Source organism: Pseudomonas sp. Pseusp9 (assembly GCF_059491265.1).
In genome coordinates this window covers 6,078,352-6,098,467 of record NZ_CP168500.1, presented here as the reverse complement: position 1 = coordinate 6,098,467, position 20,116 = coordinate 6,078,352, and the positions used below count along the sequence as shown (strand labels likewise).

General features: G+C 60.8%; 17 protein-coding genes. 8 read left to right on the top strand and 9 right to left on the bottom strand.

Annotated features, from left to right (window positions below; translation table 11 throughout):
• The first annotated feature begins 47 nt into the window (after window positions 1-47).
• Complete coding sequence (locus ACEN8E_RS27830) at window positions 48-1,082, top strand: type IV pilus twitching motility protein PilT (protein WP_495590616.1); 1,035 nt, start codon at window positions 48-50, stop codon at window positions 1,080-1,082.
• 129 nt (window positions 1,083-1,211) lie between these two features.
• On the opposite strand, the gene ACEN8E_RS27825 is transcribed toward ACEN8E_RS27830, so the two are convergent.
• Window positions 1,212-1,832 (bottom strand): C40 family peptidase, encoded by a 621-nt coding sequence (locus ACEN8E_RS27825; protein ID WP_495590615.1) that lies wholly within the window; start codon window positions 1,830-1,832, stop codon window positions 1,212-1,214.
• 251 nt (window positions 1,833-2,083) lie between these two features.
• On the opposite strand from ACEN8E_RS27825, the gene ACEN8E_RS27820 reads away from it, so the two are divergent.
• Window positions 2,084-2,503, top strand: a complete 420-nt coding sequence (locus ACEN8E_RS27820) for an NINE protein (protein WP_429366869.1) — start codon at window positions 2,084-2,086, stop codon at window positions 2,501-2,503.
• A gap of 94 nt (window positions 2,504-2,597) precedes the next feature.
• On the opposite strand, the gene ACEN8E_RS27815 is transcribed toward ACEN8E_RS27820, so the two are convergent.
• The 8 genes from ACEN8E_RS27815 to gshB form a co-directional block, all read right to left on the bottom strand.
• Window positions 2,598-2,996 carry a hypothetical protein gene (locus tag ACEN8E_RS27815; protein ID WP_495590614.1) on the bottom strand — a complete coding sequence of 133 codons (399 nt, stop codon included), beginning with the start codon at window positions 2,994-2,996 and terminating at the stop codon, window positions 2,598-2,600.
• A gap of 631 nt (window positions 2,997-3,627) precedes the next feature.
• A complete protein-coding gene (locus tag ACEN8E_RS27810) occupies window positions 3,628-4,899 on the bottom strand; it encodes a dihydroorotase (protein ID WP_495590613.1) in 1,272 nt (423 codons plus the stop codon).
• On the bottom strand, window positions 4,896-5,900 hold the full coding sequence (locus tag ACEN8E_RS27805; protein ID WP_495590612.1) for an aspartate carbamoyltransferase catalytic subunit: 1,005 nt from the start codon (window positions 5,898-5,900) through the stop codon (window positions 4,896-4,898). Before ACEN8E_RS27805 ends, ACEN8E_RS27810 begins: the two co-directional genes overlap by 4 nt.
• Before the next feature lie 27 nt (window positions 5,901-5,927).
• Window positions 5,928-6,431, bottom strand: a complete 504-nt coding sequence (pyrR, locus tag ACEN8E_RS27800; RefSeq protein WP_495590611.1) for a bifunctional pyr operon transcriptional regulator/uracil phosphoribosyltransferase PyrR — start codon at window positions 6,429-6,431, stop codon at window positions 5,928-5,930.
• Window positions 6,432-6,509: 78 nt separating this feature from the next.
• The gene (ruvX, locus tag ACEN8E_RS27795) at window positions 6,510-6,947 is read right to left on the bottom strand and encodes a Holliday junction resolvase RuvX (protein WP_008019952.1); all 438 of its coding nucleotides are present in this window, start codon (window positions 6,945-6,947) and stop codon (window positions 6,510-6,512) included.
• Window positions 6,947-7,519 carry a YqgE/AlgH family protein gene (locus ACEN8E_RS27790; RefSeq protein ID WP_043302493.1) on the bottom strand — a complete coding sequence of 191 codons (573 nt, stop codon included), beginning with the start codon at window positions 7,517-7,519 and terminating at the stop codon, window positions 6,947-6,949. The genes ruvX and ACEN8E_RS27790 overlap by 1 nt, the downstream gene beginning before the upstream one ends.
• A 189-nt stretch (window positions 7,520-7,708) precedes the next feature.
• Window positions 7,709-8,608 carry an energy transducer TonB gene (locus tag ACEN8E_RS27785; protein ID WP_008019950.1) on the bottom strand — a complete coding sequence of 300 codons (900 nt, stop codon included), beginning with the start codon at window positions 8,606-8,608 and terminating at the stop codon, window positions 7,709-7,711.
• Window positions 8,609-8,672: 64 nt separating this feature from the next.
• A complete protein-coding gene (gene gshB / locus ACEN8E_RS27780; RefSeq protein ID WP_347909569.1) occupies window positions 8,673-9,626 on the bottom strand; it encodes a glutathione synthase in 954 nt (317 codons plus the stop codon).
• Window positions 9,627-9,971: 345 nt separating this feature from the next.
• On the opposite strand from gshB, the gene pilG reads away from it, so the two are divergent.
• The 6 genes from pilG to ACEN8E_RS27750 all read left to right on the top strand — a co-directional run bounded on the left by pilG (window position 9,972) and on the right by ACEN8E_RS27750 (window position 20,078).
• The gene (gene pilG / locus ACEN8E_RS27775; protein ID WP_495590610.1) at window positions 9,972-10,376 is read left to right on the top strand and encodes a twitching motility response regulator PilG; all 405 of its coding nucleotides are present in this window, start codon (window positions 9,972-9,974) and stop codon (window positions 10,374-10,376) included.
• A 59-nt stretch (window positions 10,377-10,435) separates the two neighbouring features.
• Entirely contained in the window at window positions 10,436-10,801 is a 366-nt protein-coding gene (gene pilH, locus ACEN8E_RS27770; protein ID WP_007987790.1) for a twitching motility response regulator PilH, read from the top strand.
• Between the two features lie 10 nt (window positions 10,802-10,811).
• Complete coding sequence (locus ACEN8E_RS27765; protein WP_495590609.1) at window positions 10,812-11,351, top strand: chemotaxis protein CheW; 540 nt, start codon at window positions 10,812-10,814, stop codon at window positions 11,349-11,351.
• Window positions 11,352-11,511: 160 nt separating this feature from the next.
• A complete protein-coding gene (locus ACEN8E_RS27760) occupies window positions 11,512-13,572 on the top strand; it encodes a methyl-accepting chemotaxis protein (RefSeq protein WP_413703879.1) in 2,061 nt (686 codons plus the stop codon).
• Window positions 13,573-13,609: 37 nt separating this feature from the next.
• Complete coding sequence (locus tag ACEN8E_RS27755; protein ID WP_495590608.1) at window positions 13,610-19,627, top strand: Hpt domain-containing protein; 6,018 nt, start codon at window positions 13,610-13,612, stop codon at window positions 19,625-19,627.
• A complete protein-coding gene (locus tag ACEN8E_RS27750) occupies window positions 19,620-20,078 on the top strand; it encodes a chemotaxis protein CheW (RefSeq protein ID WP_495590607.1) in 459 nt (152 codons plus the stop codon). Before ACEN8E_RS27755 ends, ACEN8E_RS27750 begins: the two co-directional genes overlap by 8 nt.
• The last annotated feature ends 38 nt before the right edge of the window (window positions 20,079-20,116 follow it).

Here is a 20,116-nt window from a genome sequence, read left to right as displayed (position 1 = left end):
CCAGCGGTCTGAAGGTTCGCGGCATTCTACTGGAATTGAGGGGCGCAATGGATATCACCGAACTGCTGGCGTTCAGCGCAAAACAGGGCGCATCAGACCTGCACTTGTCCGCCGGCCTGCCGCCGATGATTCGGGTGGATGGCGATGTGCGACGCATCAACCTGCCGGCCATGGACCACCAGCAGGTACAGGCGCTGGTCTTCTCCATCATGAATGACGCCCAACGCATGGACTTTGAGAAACATCTGGAAATCGACTTCTCCTTTGAAGTACCCGGTGTGGCGCGTTTTCGGGTCAATGCGTTTAATCAGAACCGTGGTGCGGGCGCAGTGTTTCGCACCATCCCGGCAAAAGTGCAGAGCATGGACGAACTGGGCATGGGAGAAGTGTTTCGCAAGATGACCGACGCTCCCCGTGGCCTGGTGCTGGTGACCGGCCCGACCGGTTCCGGCAAATCCACCACGCTGGCGGCGATGATCGATTACCTCAATACCCATCGACATCATCACATCCTCACCATCGAGGACCCTATCGAGTTCGTTCACGAGTCGCGCAAATGCCTGATCAATCAGCGTGAAGTTCATCGCGATACCCGTAGTTTCGCCACCGCATTGCGTTCGGCGCTGCGAGAAGATCCGGATGTGATTCTGGTGGGGGAGATGCGCGATCTGGAAACCATTCGCCTGGCGCTGACCGCCGCTGAAACCGGCCATCTGGTGTTCGGCACGCTGCACACCACGTCGGCGGCGAAAACCATCGACCGGGTGGTCGACGTGTTTCCGGGGGACGAGAAGTCGATGGTGCGCTCGATGCTCTCCGAGTCGCTGCTGGCGGTGGTGTCCCAGACGCTGGTGAAGAAGGTCGGTGGCGGGCGTATCGCGGCCCACGAGATCATGCTGGGGACGTCGGCGATCCGGAACCTGATCCGCGAGGACAAGGTGGCGCAGATGTATTCGGCGATTCAGTCGGGAGGGGCGTTGGGAATGCAGACGCTGGATATGAGCTTGAAGGGCTTGGTGGCCAGGGGCCTGGTCAGTCGTGAGCATGCGCAGGAGAAGGCGCGGTCACCGGATGGGATTTGAGAGGAAATTGGCGCTTTCAAGGACGCCATCGCGAGCAGGCTCGCTCCCACATGGACTGCATCAATCCTGTGGGAGCGAGCCTGCTCGCGATGGGGTCATCATGTTCGATACGGGTTCAGGACACTGAAATCAGCGCTGAACCACACGCAACTGATTCGGCTCTTTCGGCAGAACCCGCTTGGCAACCACGTAGTGGTTTTCCCAGTACGGTTTCTTCAAAGTGTCGATGCTCACCGACTTGCCACGACGTGGCGCGTGGATGAAGCGGTCGTTGCCCAGGTAAATGGCAACGTGATTGACCCGACGGCTCTTGATGTTGAAGAAAATCAGGTCGCCCGGCTTCAGGTCGTCGCGATCGACTTTCTCCCCATGACCGCTGGCCATGGCGTTGGAGGTGCGTGGCAGGTCGAACGTGGCGTCATTGAACGCGTATTTCACCAGGCCGCTGCAATCGAAGCCCTTGCTTGGGCTGCTGCCGCCCCAACGATAGGGAGTGCCAAGGACGTTTACAGCGCGGCTCAGTACGTTGCTGCTGTCCTTGGTGCCCATCGGTGGAACCAGGCCGCTTTTGTCGCTGGCCAGGGTCGGAGCATGTTTAGCGGATTTTTTGTTTTTGCTCGTAGGGGCAGAAACGTGGGATTTGGGGGTGTAACCATTAACGTTAGGAAGACGTTGCTCACGATTGGTGGCGTGGGCGGCCAGTGGCATCAAAAGGCAAATGGTTAGCCATGTCTTGAAAAATGAACGCATTAGGCAAGGCTCTTAATAAGTTAGCGCGCAACTTTATAACAGCTTTTTTGCCGCCTCCGAGGCCGTTGGTCGATTCAATCTGGGGGGCAATGGCGGCAAAATAGCGGCAATTTGGCGCAATTGTCCGACACAAGTCAGGTGTTACAAGGCTTTGACGGGAGTGAAGGTAGCACCTGCCATACGTCGGGTGCCTGTAAAAAAGTCACAAAAAATTCAAGAATATTTATCTATCGCACGAATCGAGGTCATTCATGAACCCCTATCAACAGACAGTCCAGCAGCAAGACACCCACAGCAAAGTGATCGGTTACCTGCTGTGGATTTTCGGATTTACCGGCGCTCACCGCTTCTATTACGGCAAGCCGGTGACCGGGACGATCTGGTTCTTCACCTTCGGCTTGCTGGGCATCGGCTGGCTGATCGACGTTTTCCTGATCCCGTCCATGGACCGTGAAGCGGACCTGAGGTTCACCGCCGGGCCGATCGAATACAACGTGGCGTGGATTCTGCTGACGTTTCTCGGGGTATTTGGCGTGCACCGGATGTATCAGGGGAAATGGATCAGCGGGCTGCTGTACCTGCTGACGGGCGGGTTGTTCTTCATTGGCGTGCTGTATGACTTCTGGACGTTGAATGACCAGGTTTCCGTGCGTAACGCACAGAGTCGCTGATTTCTGCGGCGAGGGGTAGGCCCCCTCGCCGCAGGTTTTTACTTTTGGTGACTGGTCCAGCTATCTGCCCGCTTGAATTACAGCCTATGAGTGGTTACTGAAATGCTTTCAGTAATTGAAGCTGAAGCGTTAAAAATGCCATTGTGCTGAAGCTGTATAAGATTGAAATGATGAAGTGGTTTGGGATGGCCCAGTAATTTATGCTGTCGGCGAGAATCGCAAGCGATGCAATTGCAACTATTAATGCTGATATTTTTATCAAGGTTGAATTGGTGTGGCGGGCTTTTCTGTATAAAAATATTTGCATTAGGTGAAATATGAATAACACTAAGCCCGCAATCAGGATTGCGCCTACTGGTATTCCGATTGAGTCTCGATCTATGTCGTAAACACCTGCGCTCAAATTTCTTTCTATGGTAAATATTGCTACGCTGGAAGTGATCGCTAAAAGTAAAGGGTAGATGTAGTTCAGGTGTTTGTAGAGAGTCTTCATGTGGGCTCTTCCTGAGTGCGGAAGCTCATAAGTAAGGGTTTTTATACCACTTTTTTCATTTTGGCCAATCATGCAGCATATCCATTTCGGCTGAGGAAATAACGGGACCAACGCACAGTGGCAGTGAGTTAGTTTGCCCGTCGTTGGTGATGAAGACTTCACCGGCTCCCTGTCAGTCTGAAGTCGCATAGGCTCCCCAGTTGAACTCAAGGTTAACTGTAAGTCTGCCTGATTTTCCTTGTGCTGTTTTTATACTAAATGATGGGTATTGAATCTGCATTCAGTAACTTTGTAGGGTGTTTCTGTATGTTGCGAAGTTCTTTTCCTACAGATGAAGAGAAGTCAGTATTTTCTGTTTTTTTGGTGGTTTTATCCGTTATCGTTTGTAGAAGTATTCTTGAAGCGGATATGTTGTTTGGGGAAAGGCAGTGGAGGAGGGGCAGGAGGGTTCTATGAATTCTGGACGTTGAATGGCCAGGTTTCCGCGCGTAACGCACAGAGTTGCCGCATCCTTCAGTAAGTCTTCGCGAGCAGGTTCGCTCCCACAGTGGATTTGTAGTGACTCACAAATCTGCGGCTGTTCGCCAATCCTGTGGGAGCGAGCCTGCTCGCGAATGCAGGCGACGCAGTCTTAAGCCTGGTGGCTAATGCGGCCATCCACCAGGGTGTAACGCACCACACCCGGCAAACTGTGGCCAATGAACGGGCAGTTTTCGCCTTTGGACAACCAGCTTTCACCCGCCACGGTCGAGGCCATCGGGTCGAACAGCACGATGTCCGCCGCACCACCCACCGCCAGTTTGCCTGCCGGCAGGCGCAAGGCCTCGGCGGGGCCGACGCTCAGGCGTTTCAGTAGCGTCGGCAGGTCCAGCAAGCCGTCCTCGACCAGGGTCATTGCCAGTGGCAACAGCAGTTCGACGCTGCTGATGCCCGGCTCGGTCGCGCCGAACGGTGCCAGTTTGGCGTCACGCTCGTGGGGTTGATGATGACTGGAGATGGCCGAGACCACGCCCGATTTCACCGCTGCACGCAGGCCCTCGCGGTCGGCGCGGGTACGTAGCGGTGGCTGGACGTGATACAGGCTGCTGAAATCGATCAGCGCTTCATCAGTCAGGATCAACTGGTACAGCGCGACATCCGCCGTGACCTTCAAGCCGCGGGCCTGGGCCTGAGCGATCAGGGCTACGCCGCGGGCGCTGGTGAGCTGGCTGAAGTGTGCGCGCACACCGGTCTGTTCGACCAGCAGCAGGTCCCGGGCCAGGGCCACGGTTTCAGCGGTTTCCGGAATGCCCGGCAAGCCGAGGAAGCTGGCGGTAGGGCCTTCGTGAGCCAGGCCGCCCTCGGCCAGGTCGTGATCCTGGGAGTTGAAAATCACTGTCAGGTCGAAAGTCGCCGCGTATTCCAGCGCCCGGCACAGGGTTCGGGTATTGCGGAAACTTTCCAGGCCATTGCCGAAGGCCACGCAACCGGCATCTCGCAGTGCAACCAGCTCTGCCAGCTGTTCACCGTCCAGGCCTTTGCTCAGGGCGCCAATCGGGAAGACTTTGGTGTTGCCGGCCTCGCGGGCGCGGTCGAGGATCAGTTCGGCCACTGCGGAGGTGTCCAGCACCGGCTTGGTCTTCGGCGGGCAGCACAGGCTGGTCACGCCGCCAGCCGCCGCCGCGCGGGTTTCGCTGACAATCGAGCCTTTGCGGCTGTAACCCGGTTCGCGCAGGGCAACGTTGAGGTCGACCAGGCCGGGGGCGGCCACCAGGCCTTTGGCGTCAATGGTGTCGACGGCGACAAAACCGGCTGGCGCAGCACCAAGGGCGACGACTTTGCAGGCTTCAATGTGGATATCGGTCACTTGATCCAGGCCACTGGCCGGATCGATCACGCGGGCACCGAGAATGCTGAGCTTCACTGGGCGTTCTCCTGCTCGAATTGGCGTTGCGCAGTCTGCCCGCTCATGGCCATGGACAGTACCGCCATACGAATGGCGATCCCGTAGGTCACCTGATTGAGAATCACCGAGTGCGGGCCGTCGGCAACTGCCGACTCGATTTCCACGCCACGGTTGATCGGCCCCGGGTGCATCACGATGGCATCGGGCTTGGCGCCGGCCAGGCGCGCAGTGGTCAGGCCGAACAGGCGGTAGAACTCGCCTTCGCTCGGCAACAGGCCGCCGGTCATGCGTTCACGCTGCAGGCGCAACATGATCACCACGTCGACGTCTTTCAGGCCTTCGGCCATGTCGGTGTAGACCTTTACGCCGTATTGCTCGATGCCGATCGGCAGCAGGGTCTTTGGCGCGATCACGCGGATGTCCGGGCAACCAAGGGTTTTCAGGGCCAGCATGTTCGAGCGCGCGACCCGCGAATGCAGGATGTCGCCGACGATGGCCACCGAAAGGTTTTCGAAACCGCCCTTGTGCCGGCGGATGGTCAGCATGTCGAGCATGCCCTGGGTCGGGTGCGCGTGCCGGCCGTCGCCGCCGTTGATGATCGCCACTTGCGGGCAAACGTGTTCGGCGATGAAGTGCGCGGCACCGGAATCACCGTGGCGCACGACGAACATGTCGGCGGCCATGGCTTCAAGGTTGCGCAGGGTGTCGAGCAGGGTTTCGCCCTTGCTCGCCGACGACGTGGACACGTTGAGGGTGATCACGTCCGCCGAGAGCCGCTGGGCCGCCAGTTCGAAGGTGGTGCGGGTGCGGGTCGAGTTCTCGAAGAACACGTTGCACACGGTCTTGCCGCGCAGCAACGGGACTTTTTTCACGGCCCGGGCGCCGACTTCAAGGAAGGAGTCGGCGGTGTCGAGGATTTCCGTCAGCAGCTCGCGGCGCAAGCCGTCGAGCGAGAGGAAGTGGCGCAGCTGGCCCTGATCATTGAGCTGCAGCGGGCGCTTGGTTTCTAGAGGCGTCATCGCAAGGGGGACTCTCAATAGGGCGAATTAAAGGGCGAGGTCTTGCAGTTCGAGCGCGAGTTCCGGGCCGGACAGCTTTACCCGTTCGTGGGGCGCCAGCGACAGGGTGGCGCCAACCACGTTCGGGCGGATCGGCAGCTCGCCGGCGTCCAGATCCAGCAGGCACACCAGCGTCACGCTGGCCGGGCGGCCGTAGTCGAACAGTTCGTTCATGGCGGCGCGGATGGTCCGGCCGCTCATCAGCACGTCGTCGATCAGCACCAGGTGCTGGCCTTCGATCTCGAACGGCAGCGCCGATGGGCGAACCTGCGGGTGCAGGCCGCTCTGGCTGAAATCGTCGCGGTAGAAGGACACGTCCAGGGTGCCGAGGGGCTCCCTGCTGCCCAGTTCCTTGAGCAGGGCCTGGGCCACCCAGACGCCACCGGTACGGATGCCGATAAAACGCGGGTCGCTAATGCCTCGTTTGGCCAGATAAGCGTCAAGTCGGGTCGCCATCTGGCTGATCAGTTCGGCGGGATTTGGCAGGCTCATGGTTGCTCCTTCTTGGGCCCGGGCCGGTTGTGCTGCTGGTGGCTCGGGTTGTAGCTAATAGAGACGCGCAGCGGCTCTTCAGGATTCGAACAGTGCGCCATTCTCGTCGAGCCAGCCTTGCAGCAGCAGGGCGGCAGCGATGGCATCCACCGGGTTATCGCGGTAACTGCCTTTCTGGCCGCCACGAGCCAGGCGTTCGCCCTTGGCCTCGAAGGTGGTCAGGCGTTCATCGTGGGTATAAAAGGGCAGATTGAAGCGTCCGTTCAGGCGCCGGGCGAACTTTTCCGCGCGGGCGCACATGTCGCTGGGCGTGCCGTCCATGTTCAACGGCAGGCCGACTACCACGGCATCGGGTTTCCACTCTTTGATGAGCGCTTCGAGCTGGTTCCAGTCCGGAATGCCGTTCTGCGCTTTGAGGGTGCACAGCTCGCGGGCCTGGCCGGTAACCACCTGGCCGACCGCAACGCCGATCTGCTTGGTGCCGTAGTCGAATCCGAGAATCAGCCGCAGGGCCATCAGGCGTGCCCCGCCTGGCTGGTGAGCAGGCTGAGGTTGATGCCAAGGTGTTTGGCCGCCGCTTCCAGGCGCAGCTCGCTGCTGGTGTTGAACAGGATGTCGGCGTCAAACGGGCAGGTCAGCCAGGCGTTCTGCGCCAGTTCGGCCTCCAGTTGCCCGGCTTCCCAACCGGCATAGCCGAGGGCAATCAGGCTTTTTTCCGGGCCAACGCCGTCAGCGATGGCGAACAGTATGTCCTGGGTGGTCGACAGGGACAGGTCGTCTTCCAGATCAACGGTTGCCTGGAAAGTCTTGCCCGATGGGTGCAGGACAAAACCGCGATCGGTCTGTACCGGGCCACCGATAAAGATCGGCACATGCTGGCAGAGCGCCGGCGGCTCGATATCCGGGCGTAATTGCTCGAGGATATCGGCCAGGTTCAGCTCTTGCGGGCGGTTGACCACCAGCCCCATGGCACCATTGGCCGTGTGCTCGACGATGTAGGTCAAGGTGTGCGCAAAGTTCGGGTCGGCCATGTGCGGCATGGCGATCAGGAATTGATGCTTGAGGTAGCTGGGGCTGACGTTTTTCATGTGCGCTAGTGTGGCGTTCGGGGGGCGAACTGACAAGCTGGGGATGCACAGGAAATGCTGTAAACCTGTAATCAACCGGGATCAGATGTGGGAGCGAGCCTGCTCGCGAAGAGGGCGTGCCAGTGACATAAATGTTGCCTGACACACCGCATTCGCGAGCAGGCTCGCTCCCACAGGGATTTGTGGTGGTCAGTTGCTTGAGAGGCGATCGCCGCGGGCAAATTTCCAGGTGCGGATGATCTCCAGCCGGTCAACATCCGACAAATCCCCGGTAAACGGTGCGAATGGTGCTGCCAGCCGGACAATTCGCTGTGCGGCCTGGTCCAGCAGCGGCTGGCCGGAAGATTCCAGCACCAGCACTTCATACAGCGAACCGTCGCGATTGATCGAGACCATCAGGCGCAAATTGCCGTAGATCTGTTTGCGCCGCGCTTCGTCGGGGTAGTTGAGGTTGCCGATGCGCTCGACTTTCTTGCGCCATTCGTCCTTGTACCAGGCGCCCTTGTCGCGCATGGTCGAGGCCGCGCTCAGGCGGTGAATACGCGGGCGCTTGGCGTACAGCTGTTGTTCGGCGGCCAGTTCCGCTTCGAGGCTGGCGATGTCGCTGGACAGCTGCTCGCTGTCGAACGTCGGCGCCTGGACCTGGGGTTTGACCTCGGTCTTGGGCTCCTCGGTTTTGGCGGGGGCTTTTTTCGGCTTCGGCGCCACGGTGGTCACGGCCGCCTTCGGTGGCGCTTCCTGCACGTCAGGCTTTGCGGCCGGCGGTGGCGTGACTTTCTGTACCTTGTTGTCCTGGAAGGGCGCGACTTCGGTGGTCTTGGGAATCGCCTTTTTATCCAGGGTGCCGCTGCCTTGCTGATTCTCCTGGGCCAGGAAATCGGCTTTCTCAGGCTTCTTTTCGCTTTTGAAGGTGGCGAGGGTGATTTCCAGGGTTTTGCTGATCTGTTTGGGCTCAACCACCGCAAACCCGACACCCAGCAGCAAGGCCAGGTGGATCAGCGCTGCCAGAAACAGGGTAAAACCGAGGCGATCGGCCGGGCGCACGCCACGGTGGGCGAGTTCGGCAGGCAGATCGGACGGGAGTGTCATGACAAGGAAACCAACATCGCGTTTTTACAGGCCGCGCATGATAACGCAATGTTGGTTTGGCTAATCAACGTGCCTTGAGCTTCTGATCGATGGCGTCCATCAACAGGCCGCCGATGTCCGTGCCAAACGCATTGTCGATCTCGCGAATGCAGGTCGGGCTGGTGACGTTGATCTCGGTCAGGTGCTCGCCGATCACATCCAGGCCAACGAACAGCAGGCCTTTTTCACGCAGGGTCGGGCCGACTTGTGCGGCGATCCAGCGGTCCTTGTCGGTCAGCGGTCGGGCTTCGCCACGGCCACCGGCGGCCAGGTTGCCGCGGGTTTCGCCCTGGGCCGGAATCCGCGCCAGGCAATAATCCACAGGCTCGCCGTCGATCATCAGGATGCGCTTGTCGCCGTCCTTGATCGCTGGCAGGTAGGCCTGGCCCATGATCTGCTGGGCGCCGAGGGCGGTGAGGGTTTCGAGGATAACCGACAGGTTCGGGTCGCCCGCGCGGTGACGGAAAATCGAAGTGCCGCCCATGCCGTCCAGCGGCTTGAGGATGACATCGCCATGTTTGGCGGCGAACTCACGCAGTACGTCGGCGCGGCGGCTGACCACGGTCGGTGGCGTGCATTGCGGGAACAGGGTGGCGAACAGCTTTTCGTTGCAGTCGCGCAGGCTTTGCGGCTTGTTGACCACCAGCACGCCAGCGCGCTCGGCTTGTTCCAGCAAATAAGTGGAGTAGACGAACTCCATGTCGAACGGTGGATCCTTGCGCATCAGGATCACGTCCAGATCACTCAGCAACGCATCGCTTTCAGCGCCCAGTTCGAACCATTTTTCCGGGTTGGCGAATACCTGCAGCGGACGCATCCGCGCCCGCGCCTGGCCTTCGCCCTGATACAGGTCGCGCTGCTCCATGTAGAACAGCTCCCAGCCACGCTTCTGCGCGGCCAGCAGCATGGCCAGCGAGCTATCCTTTTTATAGGAAATGCTGGCGATAGGGTCCATGACAATCCCGACGCGAACGCTCATGGGTGTTTCCTCGAAATTTGGGGGCTATGGCGACTTGTAGGAGCGAGCTTGCTCGCGATGGACTTCAGAGCGCCGCGCTCATCCAGCGAATGCGCGTCATCGTTGACGACCATCGCGAGCGAGCTCGCTCCTACAAAAGATCAGCGTATAAAAGTGGCGTCAGAGTGGCGCCGAGTGTGTTCCCGGTCAAGGAAAAACCACCTTGCAGGCCGGCTGATAGATTGGTTCTGGAGACTGTGCTAAAAAGGCTGCCATGTCGTGCTGGCCCTTGAACTTCAAGGGTTTCGAGCCGAGTTAACCGGCAAACGGACAATTTGTTTCGCAAAGGCGACGGTAGAGCATTTTATGGAACGGCACCCCAGCGCCTTGAAGGTCATGGTGATCGACGATTCGAAAACGATCCGTCGCACCGCCGAAACGCTGCTCAGGAACGTGGGTTGTGAGGTCATCACGGCCGTCGACGGTTTTGATGCCCTGGCCAAGATTGCCGACAACCATCCAGGCATCATCTTCGTCGACATCATGATGCCGCGCCTGGATGGCTACCAGACCTGCGCCCTGATCAAGAACAACAGCGCGTTCAAGTCCACGCCGGTGATCATGCTGTCGTCCAAGGACGGGCTGTTCGACAAGGCCAAGGGGCGCATCGTCGGCTCCGACCAGTTTTTGACCAAGCCATTCAGCAAGGAAGAATTGCTTGATGCGATCCAGGCCCATGTTCCTGGTTTCGCCGCCGTTTTGCCGCAGTAGGACACGCACAGTGACGCTCGGTCATCGGGCCCGGCGTCGACAAGAAAATGGGGAAAACCATGGCACGTATTCTGATCGTCGATGATTCGCCGACCGAAATGTACAAACTGACCGGCATGCTGGAAAAGCACGGCCATGAAGTGTTGAAAGCCGAAAACGGCGCCGACGGCGTGGCCCTGGCCCGCCAGGAAAAGCCCGATGCGGTCCTGATGGACATTGTCATGCCCGGCCTCAACGGCTTCCAGGCGACCCGCCAGCTGACCAAGGACCCGGAAACCGGGCATATCCCGGTGATCATCATCACCACCAAGGATCAGGAAACCGACAAGGTCTGGGGCACGCGCCAGGGCGCCAGGGACTACCTGACCAAACCGGTCGATGAAGACACCCTGATCAAGACCCTGAACAACGTGCTGGCCGGTTGATCGTCAGGCCATGAACGAGTCGCTGACGGCATTCGAACTGCTGCTGCAAATCGACCAGCGCTGTCGGTTGCTGGCAGCGGACTTGCCGTCCCAGCTGGCCCGGCGGGACAGCTGGAGCGGTATCGGTTTTCGCTTGGGCGAACACTGGTATGTCGCACCCATGAGCGAAGTCAGCGAAGTCTTGCACGAGCCGCGCCTCACTCAGCTACCGGGGGTCAAACCCTGGGTCAAGGGCGTCGCCAACCTGCGCGGGCGTTTGCTGCCGGTCATGGACTTGTGCGGCTTCTTCGGGCACGAGCTTTCGGCGGTGCGCCGTCAGCGGCGGGTGTTGGTGGTGGAACATGAAGAGGTGTTCGCCGGGTTGCTGGTCGATGAAGTCTTCGGCCTTCAGCACTTTGTCCAGGACAGCCTGGAGCCGGTGCCGGCAGGTGAACTGAAGGGGACGATGGCGACGTTTGTCAAAGGCCGGTTTCAGCGCGAGCAGTGCTGGCAGGTGTTCAGCCTGTTTGCATTGACGCAGTCTCAGGGGTTCATGAACGTCGCGGTGTGACAGGAACAACACAGATCCAATGTGGGAGCGAGCCTGCTCGCGAAGGCGGTCGAACTGCCAATATGAGTGTCGACTGGTGCATCGCTTTCGCGAGCAGGCTCGCTCCCACAGATGCGGACCTCAGTAGACATCAAGGGTGTGGGTTAACAGGCGAGGAGCGATGATAAAAGCAAAAGCAGGCAAGCCAATGGAAGGGTCGCGCAGCAGGTCGCAGATTATCGTGCTGTTCATCGCGCTGATCGTCTTCATCATGCTGCTGTTCGCCAACTTCGCCTACCTCAACACCCAGGCTACCTACGACAAACAGTACATCGGCCACGCCGGCGAACTGCGCGTGCTGTCCCAGCGTATCGCCAAGAACGCCACCGAAGCCGCCGCCGGCAAGGCTGCCGCGTTCAAGTTGCTCAGTGATGCGCGCAACGATTTTGCCCAGCGCTGGGGTTATCTGAAAAAGGGCGACCCGGCCACCGGCCTGCCGCCTGCCCCCGCCACCGTGCGTCCAGAGATGCGCGCGGTGCAACAGGACTGGGAACGCCTGCTGAAAAACACCGACGCGATTCTCTCCAGCGAGCAAACCGTACTGTCGCTGCATCAGGTCGCCGCAACCCTGGCCGAAACCGTGCCGCAGTTGCAGGTCGAGTACGAAAAAGTCGTCGAGATTCTCCTGCAGCGGGGCGCCCCGGCGGCCCAGGTGGCGATGGCCCAGCGTCAATCGCTGCTGGCCGAGCGGATCCTTGGCGCGGTCAATACAGTGTTGGCCGGCGACGAAAACTCACAGCAGGCTGCCGATGCGTTCGGACGTGACGCGACGCAGTTCGGCAAGGTGCTCAACGGCATGCTCCAGGGCGACCCGGCGCTCAAGGTCAGCCAGGTCGAAGACCGCGATGCCCGTGCGCGGCTCGCGGAAATCTCCGAGCTGTTCGAGTTCGTATCGGGCTCGGTGGATGAGATCCTCGAAACCTCGCCGGAATTGTTGAAGGTCCGCGAGTCGGCCTCGAACATTTTCAGCCTGTCGCAAACCTTGCTCGATGAAGCCTCGCACCTGGCCAGCGGTTTTGAAAACATGGTCGGCGGGCGCACCACCGACACCATAGGCGGTTACGTGCTGGGCTTGTTGGCGCTGGCCTCGATCATCCTGATTGGCATGGTGATGGTGCGCGAAACCAATCGCCAGTTACGTGAAACCGCCGAGAAAAACGAGCGCAACCAGAATGCGATCATGCGCTTGCTCGACGAGATCGAAGACCTGGCCGACGGCGACCTCACAGTGACGGCCTCGGTGACCGAAGACTTTACCGGCACCATCGCCGACTCGATCAATTACTCCGTCGACCAGTTGCGCGATCTGGTCGCGACCATCAACCTCACTGCCGGCCAGGTTGCTGCCGCCGTGCAGGAAACCCAGGCCACCGCCATGCATCTGGCCCAGGCTTCGGAGCATCAGGCCCAGCAGATTTCCGAGGCCTCCATGGCGATCAACGACATGGCCGAGTCCATCGACCAGGTGTCGGCCAACGCGGCTGAATCGTCGGCGGTTGCCGAGCGCTCGGTGGAAATCGCCAACAAGGGCAACGAGGTGGTGCACAACACCATCCACGGCATGGACAACATTCGCGAACAGATTCAGGACACCGCCAAGCGCATCAAGCGCCTGGGCGAGTCATCCCAGGAAATCGGCGATATTGTCAGCCTGATCGATGACATTGCCGACCAGACCAACATACTTGCCCTCAACGCGGCCATCCAGGCGTCCATGGCCGGTGACGCCGGTCGTGGTTTCGCCGTGGTCGCCGATGAAGTGCAGCGGCTGGCCGAGCGTTCATCCGCCGCCACCCGGCAGATCGAAACCCTGGTGCGGGCGATCCAGACCGACACCAACGAAGCGGTCATCTCCATGGAGCAGACCACGACCGAGGTGGTGCGCGGCGCCCGGCTGGCGCAGGATGCCGGTGTGGCCCTGGAAGAAATCGAAGGCGTCTCCAAGACGCTCGCGGCGTTGATCCAGAGTATTTCCAATGCGGCGCAACAACAGACGTCGTCGGCCGGTCAAATCTCCCTGACGATGAACGTGATCCAGCAGATCACCTCGCAGACGTCGTCGGGTTCCACCGCCACTGCCGAAAGCATTGGCAACCTGGCGAAAATGGCCAGTCAATTGCGTCGTTCGGTGTCCGGTTTCACCTTGCCGGATGCCAAGGCGCAGGTTGTGGACAAAGCTTGAACCGCCCATGGGTATCTGAATTGTGATTGGAGTGGTTATGGGTGATCGGCACGACTATGTGGCCCTCGAGTGGGTCAAGGGCGAAATTGCCGAAACGCTGAAACAGGCTCATCACGCGATCGAAAACCTGCTCGATGACCCGCAGGCGACGCATGCGCTGGACTCTTGCCTGGCGTGCATCCATCAGGTCCACGGCAGTTTGCAGATGATCGAGTTCTACGGCGCGGCGTTGCTCGCCGAAGAGATGGAACAACTGGCCATGGCCTTGCAGGGCAACCGTGTCAGCCATCGCGACGAGGCGCTGCACCTGCTGATGCAGGCCCTTGGGCAACTGCCGATTTATCTGGACCGGGTGCAAGGCGCGCGCCGCGACTTGCCACTGGTGGTGTTGCCTCTGATCAACGACCTGCGCAGCGCCCGAGGCGAAAGCCTGCTGTCGGAAACCAGCCTGTTCAGCCCGCTGTTGCCCGAGTTACCGGCGTTGAACGCACAAACGCTGGCGCAGCTTGAACCGGACGAATTGCCCAATGTACTGCGCAAGCTGCGGCAAATGCTGCAACTGGCGTTGGTCGGGTTCCTGCGCGAGCAGGACAACGACACCAACCTCGATTACCTGGCCAAGGTCTTTACCCGCCTCGAAGCGCTGTGTGGCAACGCGCCCCTGAGCCCGTTGTGGCAGGTGGCATCGGCGCTGGTCGAAGGCATGCAGGGCGGTGTGATTGCCAACAGCCCGGCCTTGCGCAGCCTGTTCAAGGATGCCGACAAGGAACTCAAGCGCCTGCTCGAACAAGGCATGCACGGCATCAACCAGCCGGCCCCGCCGGAGCTGCTCAAGAGTTTACTGTTCTACATTGCCAAGGCCGAACATCCCACCGGGCAGATGCTGACCATGAAAGAACGCTACTCACTGGACGACGCGCTGCCCGACAGCGCGATGGTCGATGAAGAACGCGCGCGGCTGGCCGGTCCCGACCGGGACGCCATGCGCTCGGTGCTGGCAGCGCTGTGCGAAGAGCTGGTGCGGGTCAAGGAACGTCTGGATCTGTTCGTGCGCAGTGACCGCCAGCACACCTCCGACCTCGACAGCTTGCTGGCGCCGCTGCGGCAGATTGCCGACACCCTGGCGGTCCTGGGTTTCGGCCAGCCGCGCAAGGTGATCATCGATCAATTGGCGGTGGTGCTCAGCCTCGCTCAGGGCCAGCGCGAACCCAACGATGCCATCCTCATGGACGTTGCCGGGGCCTTGTTGTACGTCGAAGCGACGCTGGCCGGCATGGTCGGTACCGTGGAACCGGAGAGCCAGGACGACAACCGCCTGCCGACCACCGACCTGACGCAGATCCACCAGATCGTGATCAAGGAGGCCCGCATCTGTTTGCAGCAGGCCAAGGACATGATCGTCGACTACATCGACGCCGATTGGGACCGCCAGCATTTGCAGGCGCTGCCGGCCTTGCTGACCCAAGTGCGCGGCGCGCTGGCGATGATACCGCTGAGCCGCGCGGCGAGCCTGGTCGAAACCTGCAATCACTTCATTCGCGAGCACCTGTTGCTCGAGCCGGGTCAACCGGGCTGGCAGGAACTGGACAGCCTGGCGGACGTGATCACCAGCATCGAGTACTACCTCGAGCGCCTCAGCGACGACCCGCAAGCGCAGGGTGAAAACCTGCTCGATATCGCGCAAAAAAGCCTGGCGAGCCTCGGGTTCTTCCCCAGTGAGCAGCATGTGCCGGTGCTGGATGATGTGCTCAACCCGAGTGAAGCGCAGGTCATGCAGATGATGCAGGAGCTGGATGATCCGCAGATCGTCCAGACCCTGGCCGATGTACTCGCCAGCCCGGTTTCGAGCCTCAACCCGCCCGCGCTGAACACCCCGGGCAGCCTGCTGCCGCCGCCCTCGGGCGAAGAACCGGTGGACGAGGAGCTGCGCGAGGTGTTCCTCGAAGAAACCGACGAAGTCCTGGAAATCCTGCGCGAGTACTTGCCACGCTGGTCGATCAACCCTGACAACCGCTCGGCCCTGAGTGAGCTGCGCCGCGCCTTCCATACCCTCAAAGGCAGTGGCCGCATGGTGCGCGCCCTGGTGCTGGGCGAGCTGGCCTGGGCCGTGGAAAACCTGCTCAACCGCGTACTGGAAAGCAGCGTGGAGCCGGGCGCTACGGTGCAGCAACTGATCGGTGATGTGCTGCATCTGCTGCCGGAACTGGTGGCCGAATACGCCGCCAATGCCCAGCGCCAGCGCAACGATGTCGACCAGTTGGCCGCCCGCGCCCATGCCCTGGCCAAGGGCGAGGAGCCGGTGTCCGATGAGGATACGCAAGATGTCGCCGCCCTCGACCCGCTGTTGCTGGAGATCTTTCGCAAAGAGGCCGAAACCCACTTGGGCAGCCTCAATCGCTTCCTTGATCAGGCCGCCGAACATGTGCCGTTGCAGGCCAGCGACGAATTGCAGCGCGCCTTGCACACCCTCAAGGGCAGTGCCTCCATGGCCGGTGTGTTGCCGATTGCCGAACTGGCTGCACCGCTGGATCAACTGGCCCGGGAATACAAGGCGCACCTGATCACGCTGGATCTGGATGAAGTCGAATTGCTGCTGGAAGCCGAAGGACTGTTCCGTCTTGGTTTGCGCCAGCTCAAGACAGATCCGCTGGCGGAAATTCCCGGCGCCCGGGGTTTGTCCGAGCGAGCCAGGGTGCTGCTGGCCGAGCGTCTGGAAAACTTCCTGAGCACACCGAGCACGGGGCTGCGGATCAAGCGCGACCCGCAACTGATCAACAACTTCCTCGCCCAGGGCATGGACATCCTGCTGGACGCCGAAAGCCTGTTGCAGCGTTGGCAGCAACACCCCGGCGAGCGTCAGGAGCTCAGCGCGCTGCTGGACGAGTTGACCACCCTCGGCGAAGGCGCCCATCTGGCCGACCTGCACCCGGTGGATGAGTTGTGCGAGGCGTTGCTCGACCTGTACGGAGCCGTGGAAGAAAGCAGCCTTGCGGTCAGCGAACGGTTTTTCCATGAAGCACAGCATGCCCACGAAGCGCTGATCAACATGTTCGACGAACTGGCCGCCGGCCAGGAAGTCAGCCCGCAGCCGCAAAGGATCAGGGCCTTGCGCGAGCTGCTCGACGAGGGCCTTGATCCGTCGGCCATGGGTTTGATCCGCAGCGATGGCAGCCGGAGCCTGAGCATCCGCGAACTGGGTTCTGCCACCGAGGAACTCGAGCGCACGCTACCCCCTGTAGGAGCGAGCTCGCTCGCGATGGACTCAGATGCGCCGCGCTTATCCAATGACAACGCGTCATCGTTAACGCCCATCGCGAGCGAGCTCGCTCCTACAAAGGATCGCGCGGTCGAGCTGGACGATGAGATCGTTGCGATCTTCCTTGAAGAAGCGGTGGATATCCTCGAAAGCGCCGGTCAGGCCTTGCAGCGCTGGTTGCACGACTCGGACAACGCGGCGCCGCTGTCGTCGTTGCAACGGGATTTGCACACCCTCAAAGGTGGCGCACGCATGGCCGAGATCGGACCGGTCGGCGATCTGGCCCATGAACTGGAAAGCCTTTACCAAGGCCTGCTGGACCGTCGTTACGCCTTCAGCGATTCGCTGGCAGTGCTGCTGCAACAGAGCCATGACCGACTGGCGTTGTACCTTGAACAGTTGCAATTCAACCAGCCACTGCACGATTCCAATGAGCTGATCGAAGCCATTCGTGCCTACCGCCAAGGTCATGCGGGTGTCGCCGAGGCGGCCCGGCAAGCGATCGACAGCGACTCGGCTGCGCACGATCCGGAATTGCTGGAGATTTTCCTCGAGGAAGGTTTCGACATCATCGAAAGCTCTGGCGCGGCGCTGGAGCGCTGGCAGGCCCAGCCTTCGAATCGCCAGGAAGTGGAAACCCTGCTGCGCGACCTGCACACCCTCAAGGGCGGTGCGCGCATGGTGGAAATCGCCGCGATTGGCGATCTGGCCCATGAACTGGAGTTCCTCTACGAAGGCTTGTCCACTGGCGTGCTGCAACCGACGGAGCCGTTGTTCGCACTGTTGCAGCGCAGCCATGACCGCCTGGCGCAGATGCTCGACGCGGCCCGCGCCGGTGAGCCCATGCCGCCCGCTGACCGCTTGATCGACGCGATCAAGAACTTCAGTCATCCGGTCGAACCTGAAACACCCGCGCCGCTTGCGTCGCCGGCCACGCCCAAGGCCGAGCCGCTGGCGCCGCCGTCCGATGCTGGTGCGGACATGGTCAAGGTCTCGGCGGAGCTGCTCGACGATTTGGTCAACCTGGCCGGTGAGACCTCGATTTTCCGGGGGCGAATCGAACAACAGGTCAACGATGCACACATTGCCTTGAACGAGATGGAGACCACCATCGAGCGCATGCGCGACCAGTTGCGCCGCCTCGATACCGAAACCCAGGGGCGTATCCTCAGCCGCCAGCAAGTCGACGCCGAACGTTCCGGCTACGAAGAATTCGACCCGCTGGAAATGGACCGCCACTCACAGTTGCAGCAACTGTCCCGGGCGCTGTTCGAATCGGCCTCTGACTTGCTCGACCTCAAGGAAACCCTCGAACGCCGCAATCAGGATGCGGAAAACCTGTTGCAGCAGCAGGGCCGCATCAACACCGAATTGCAGGAAGGCCTGATGCGCACGCGCATGGTGCCGTTCGAACGCATGCTTCCGCGTTTGCAGCGCATCGTTCGGCAGGTGTCCAGCGAACTGGGCAAGGACGTGGATTTCATCGTCGATAACGCCGAAGGTGAGATGGATCGCAACGTCCTCGAACGCATGGCCGCGCCGCTGGAACACATGCTGCGCAACGCCGTCGACCACGGCCTGGAGTCCGTCGACGCGCGGCTGGCGGCGGGGAAACCGGCCAAGGGCAAGATCACCCTCGATCTGCTGCGTGAAGGCGGCGACATCATTTTCGACATCCGCGACGACGGGGCCGGTGTGCCGTTGGATGCGGTGCGACGCAAGGCGATCAAGCGCGGCTTGCTGGCCCCGGACAGCGTCATCAGTGATCACGACGTGTTGCAATTCATCCTGCAACCGGGGTTTTCCACCGCCGAGAAAATCACCCAGATTTCCGGTCGCGGCGTCGGCATGGACGTGGTGCACGAAGAGGTGCGGCAACTGGGCGGCACCATGAGCATCGACTCGGTGCCCGGGCAGGGCGTGCATTTCCGCATTCGCCTGCCGTTTACCGTATCGGTCAACCGGGCGCTGATGGTGCAGTGCGGTGAGGACCAATACGCGATCCCGCTCAATACCATCGACGGCATCGTTCGCGTCCTGCCCAACGAGCTCGAAGGCTATTTCCGTTTCGATTCGCCAACCTACGAATACGCCGGGCAACGTTACGAGCTGTGCTATCTGGGCGAGCTGCTGAAAACCAGTCCGCGCCCGAAACTGTTGGGCCAAAGCCTGCCATTGCCGGTGTTGCTGGTGCAGTGCAACGAGCGGCATATCGCCGTTCACGTGGATGCCATGGCCGGCACTCGCGAGATCGTGGTCAAGAGCCTGGGGCCGCAGTTTGCGGCGGTGCAAGGGGTGACCGGGGCGACGATTCTCGGGGACGGCCGGGTGGTGTTGATCCTGGATTTGCTGGCGCCGATCCGCGCCATGCAGGCGCGTATTCCCCAGCGTCCGGCGGGGCAGGAAGTCGAGGCCGAACCGCATCGTCCGCTGTTGGTGATGGTGGTTGACGACTCGGTCACCGTGCGCAAGGTCACCAGCCGTTTGCTCGAACGTCACGGCATGAACGTGCTGACCGCCAAGGACGGGGTCGATGCCATGCTGCTGCTGGAAGAACACATGCCCGACCTGATGCTGCTGGACATCGAGATGCCACGCATGGATGGCTTCGAAGTCGCGACCCAGGTGCGCAATGACGAACGCCTGCAACACCTGCCGATCATCATGATCACCTCGCGCACAGGGCAGAAACACCGCGATCGCGCCATGGCCATCGGCGTCAACGACTACCTCGGTAAGCCGTACCAGGAATCGGTGCTGCTCGAAAGCATCGCCTTGTGGAGCAAGACCCATGCTTGAGCACCGCACCAGCAACCTCACCGGCCTGCTGCTGCCGTTGGCCGACCGCATCCTGATTCTGCCCAACGTTGCCGTGGCCGAGCTGATCGATTACCAGCAGCCGGGGACTTTCGACCTCGACACACCGCCGTGGTACCTGGGTCTGGTGGCATGGCGCGACCGGCAGATTCCGCTGCTGAGTTTCGAGTCGGCCTGCGCGCAGAAAATCGTCATCGGCGAACGCGCGCGGATCGTCATCCTCAACACACTCGGCGGGCGACCCGAGCTGAAATTCATCGCGCTGCTGGTGCAGGGGATTCCGCGCTCCTGCAAGCTCGATAGCCAGTTGAGCTACGTGGATGTGCCGTTGTGTCCGCTGGAGCAGGCGGCGGTGCAGGTGGGCGAGCAAGTGGCCAAGGTGCCGGATCTGCTGGCGCTGGAGGAGCTGTTGGTGAATGCCGGGTTGACCTGACCGGCCCCTTCGCGAGCAGGCTCGCTCCCACATTGGAA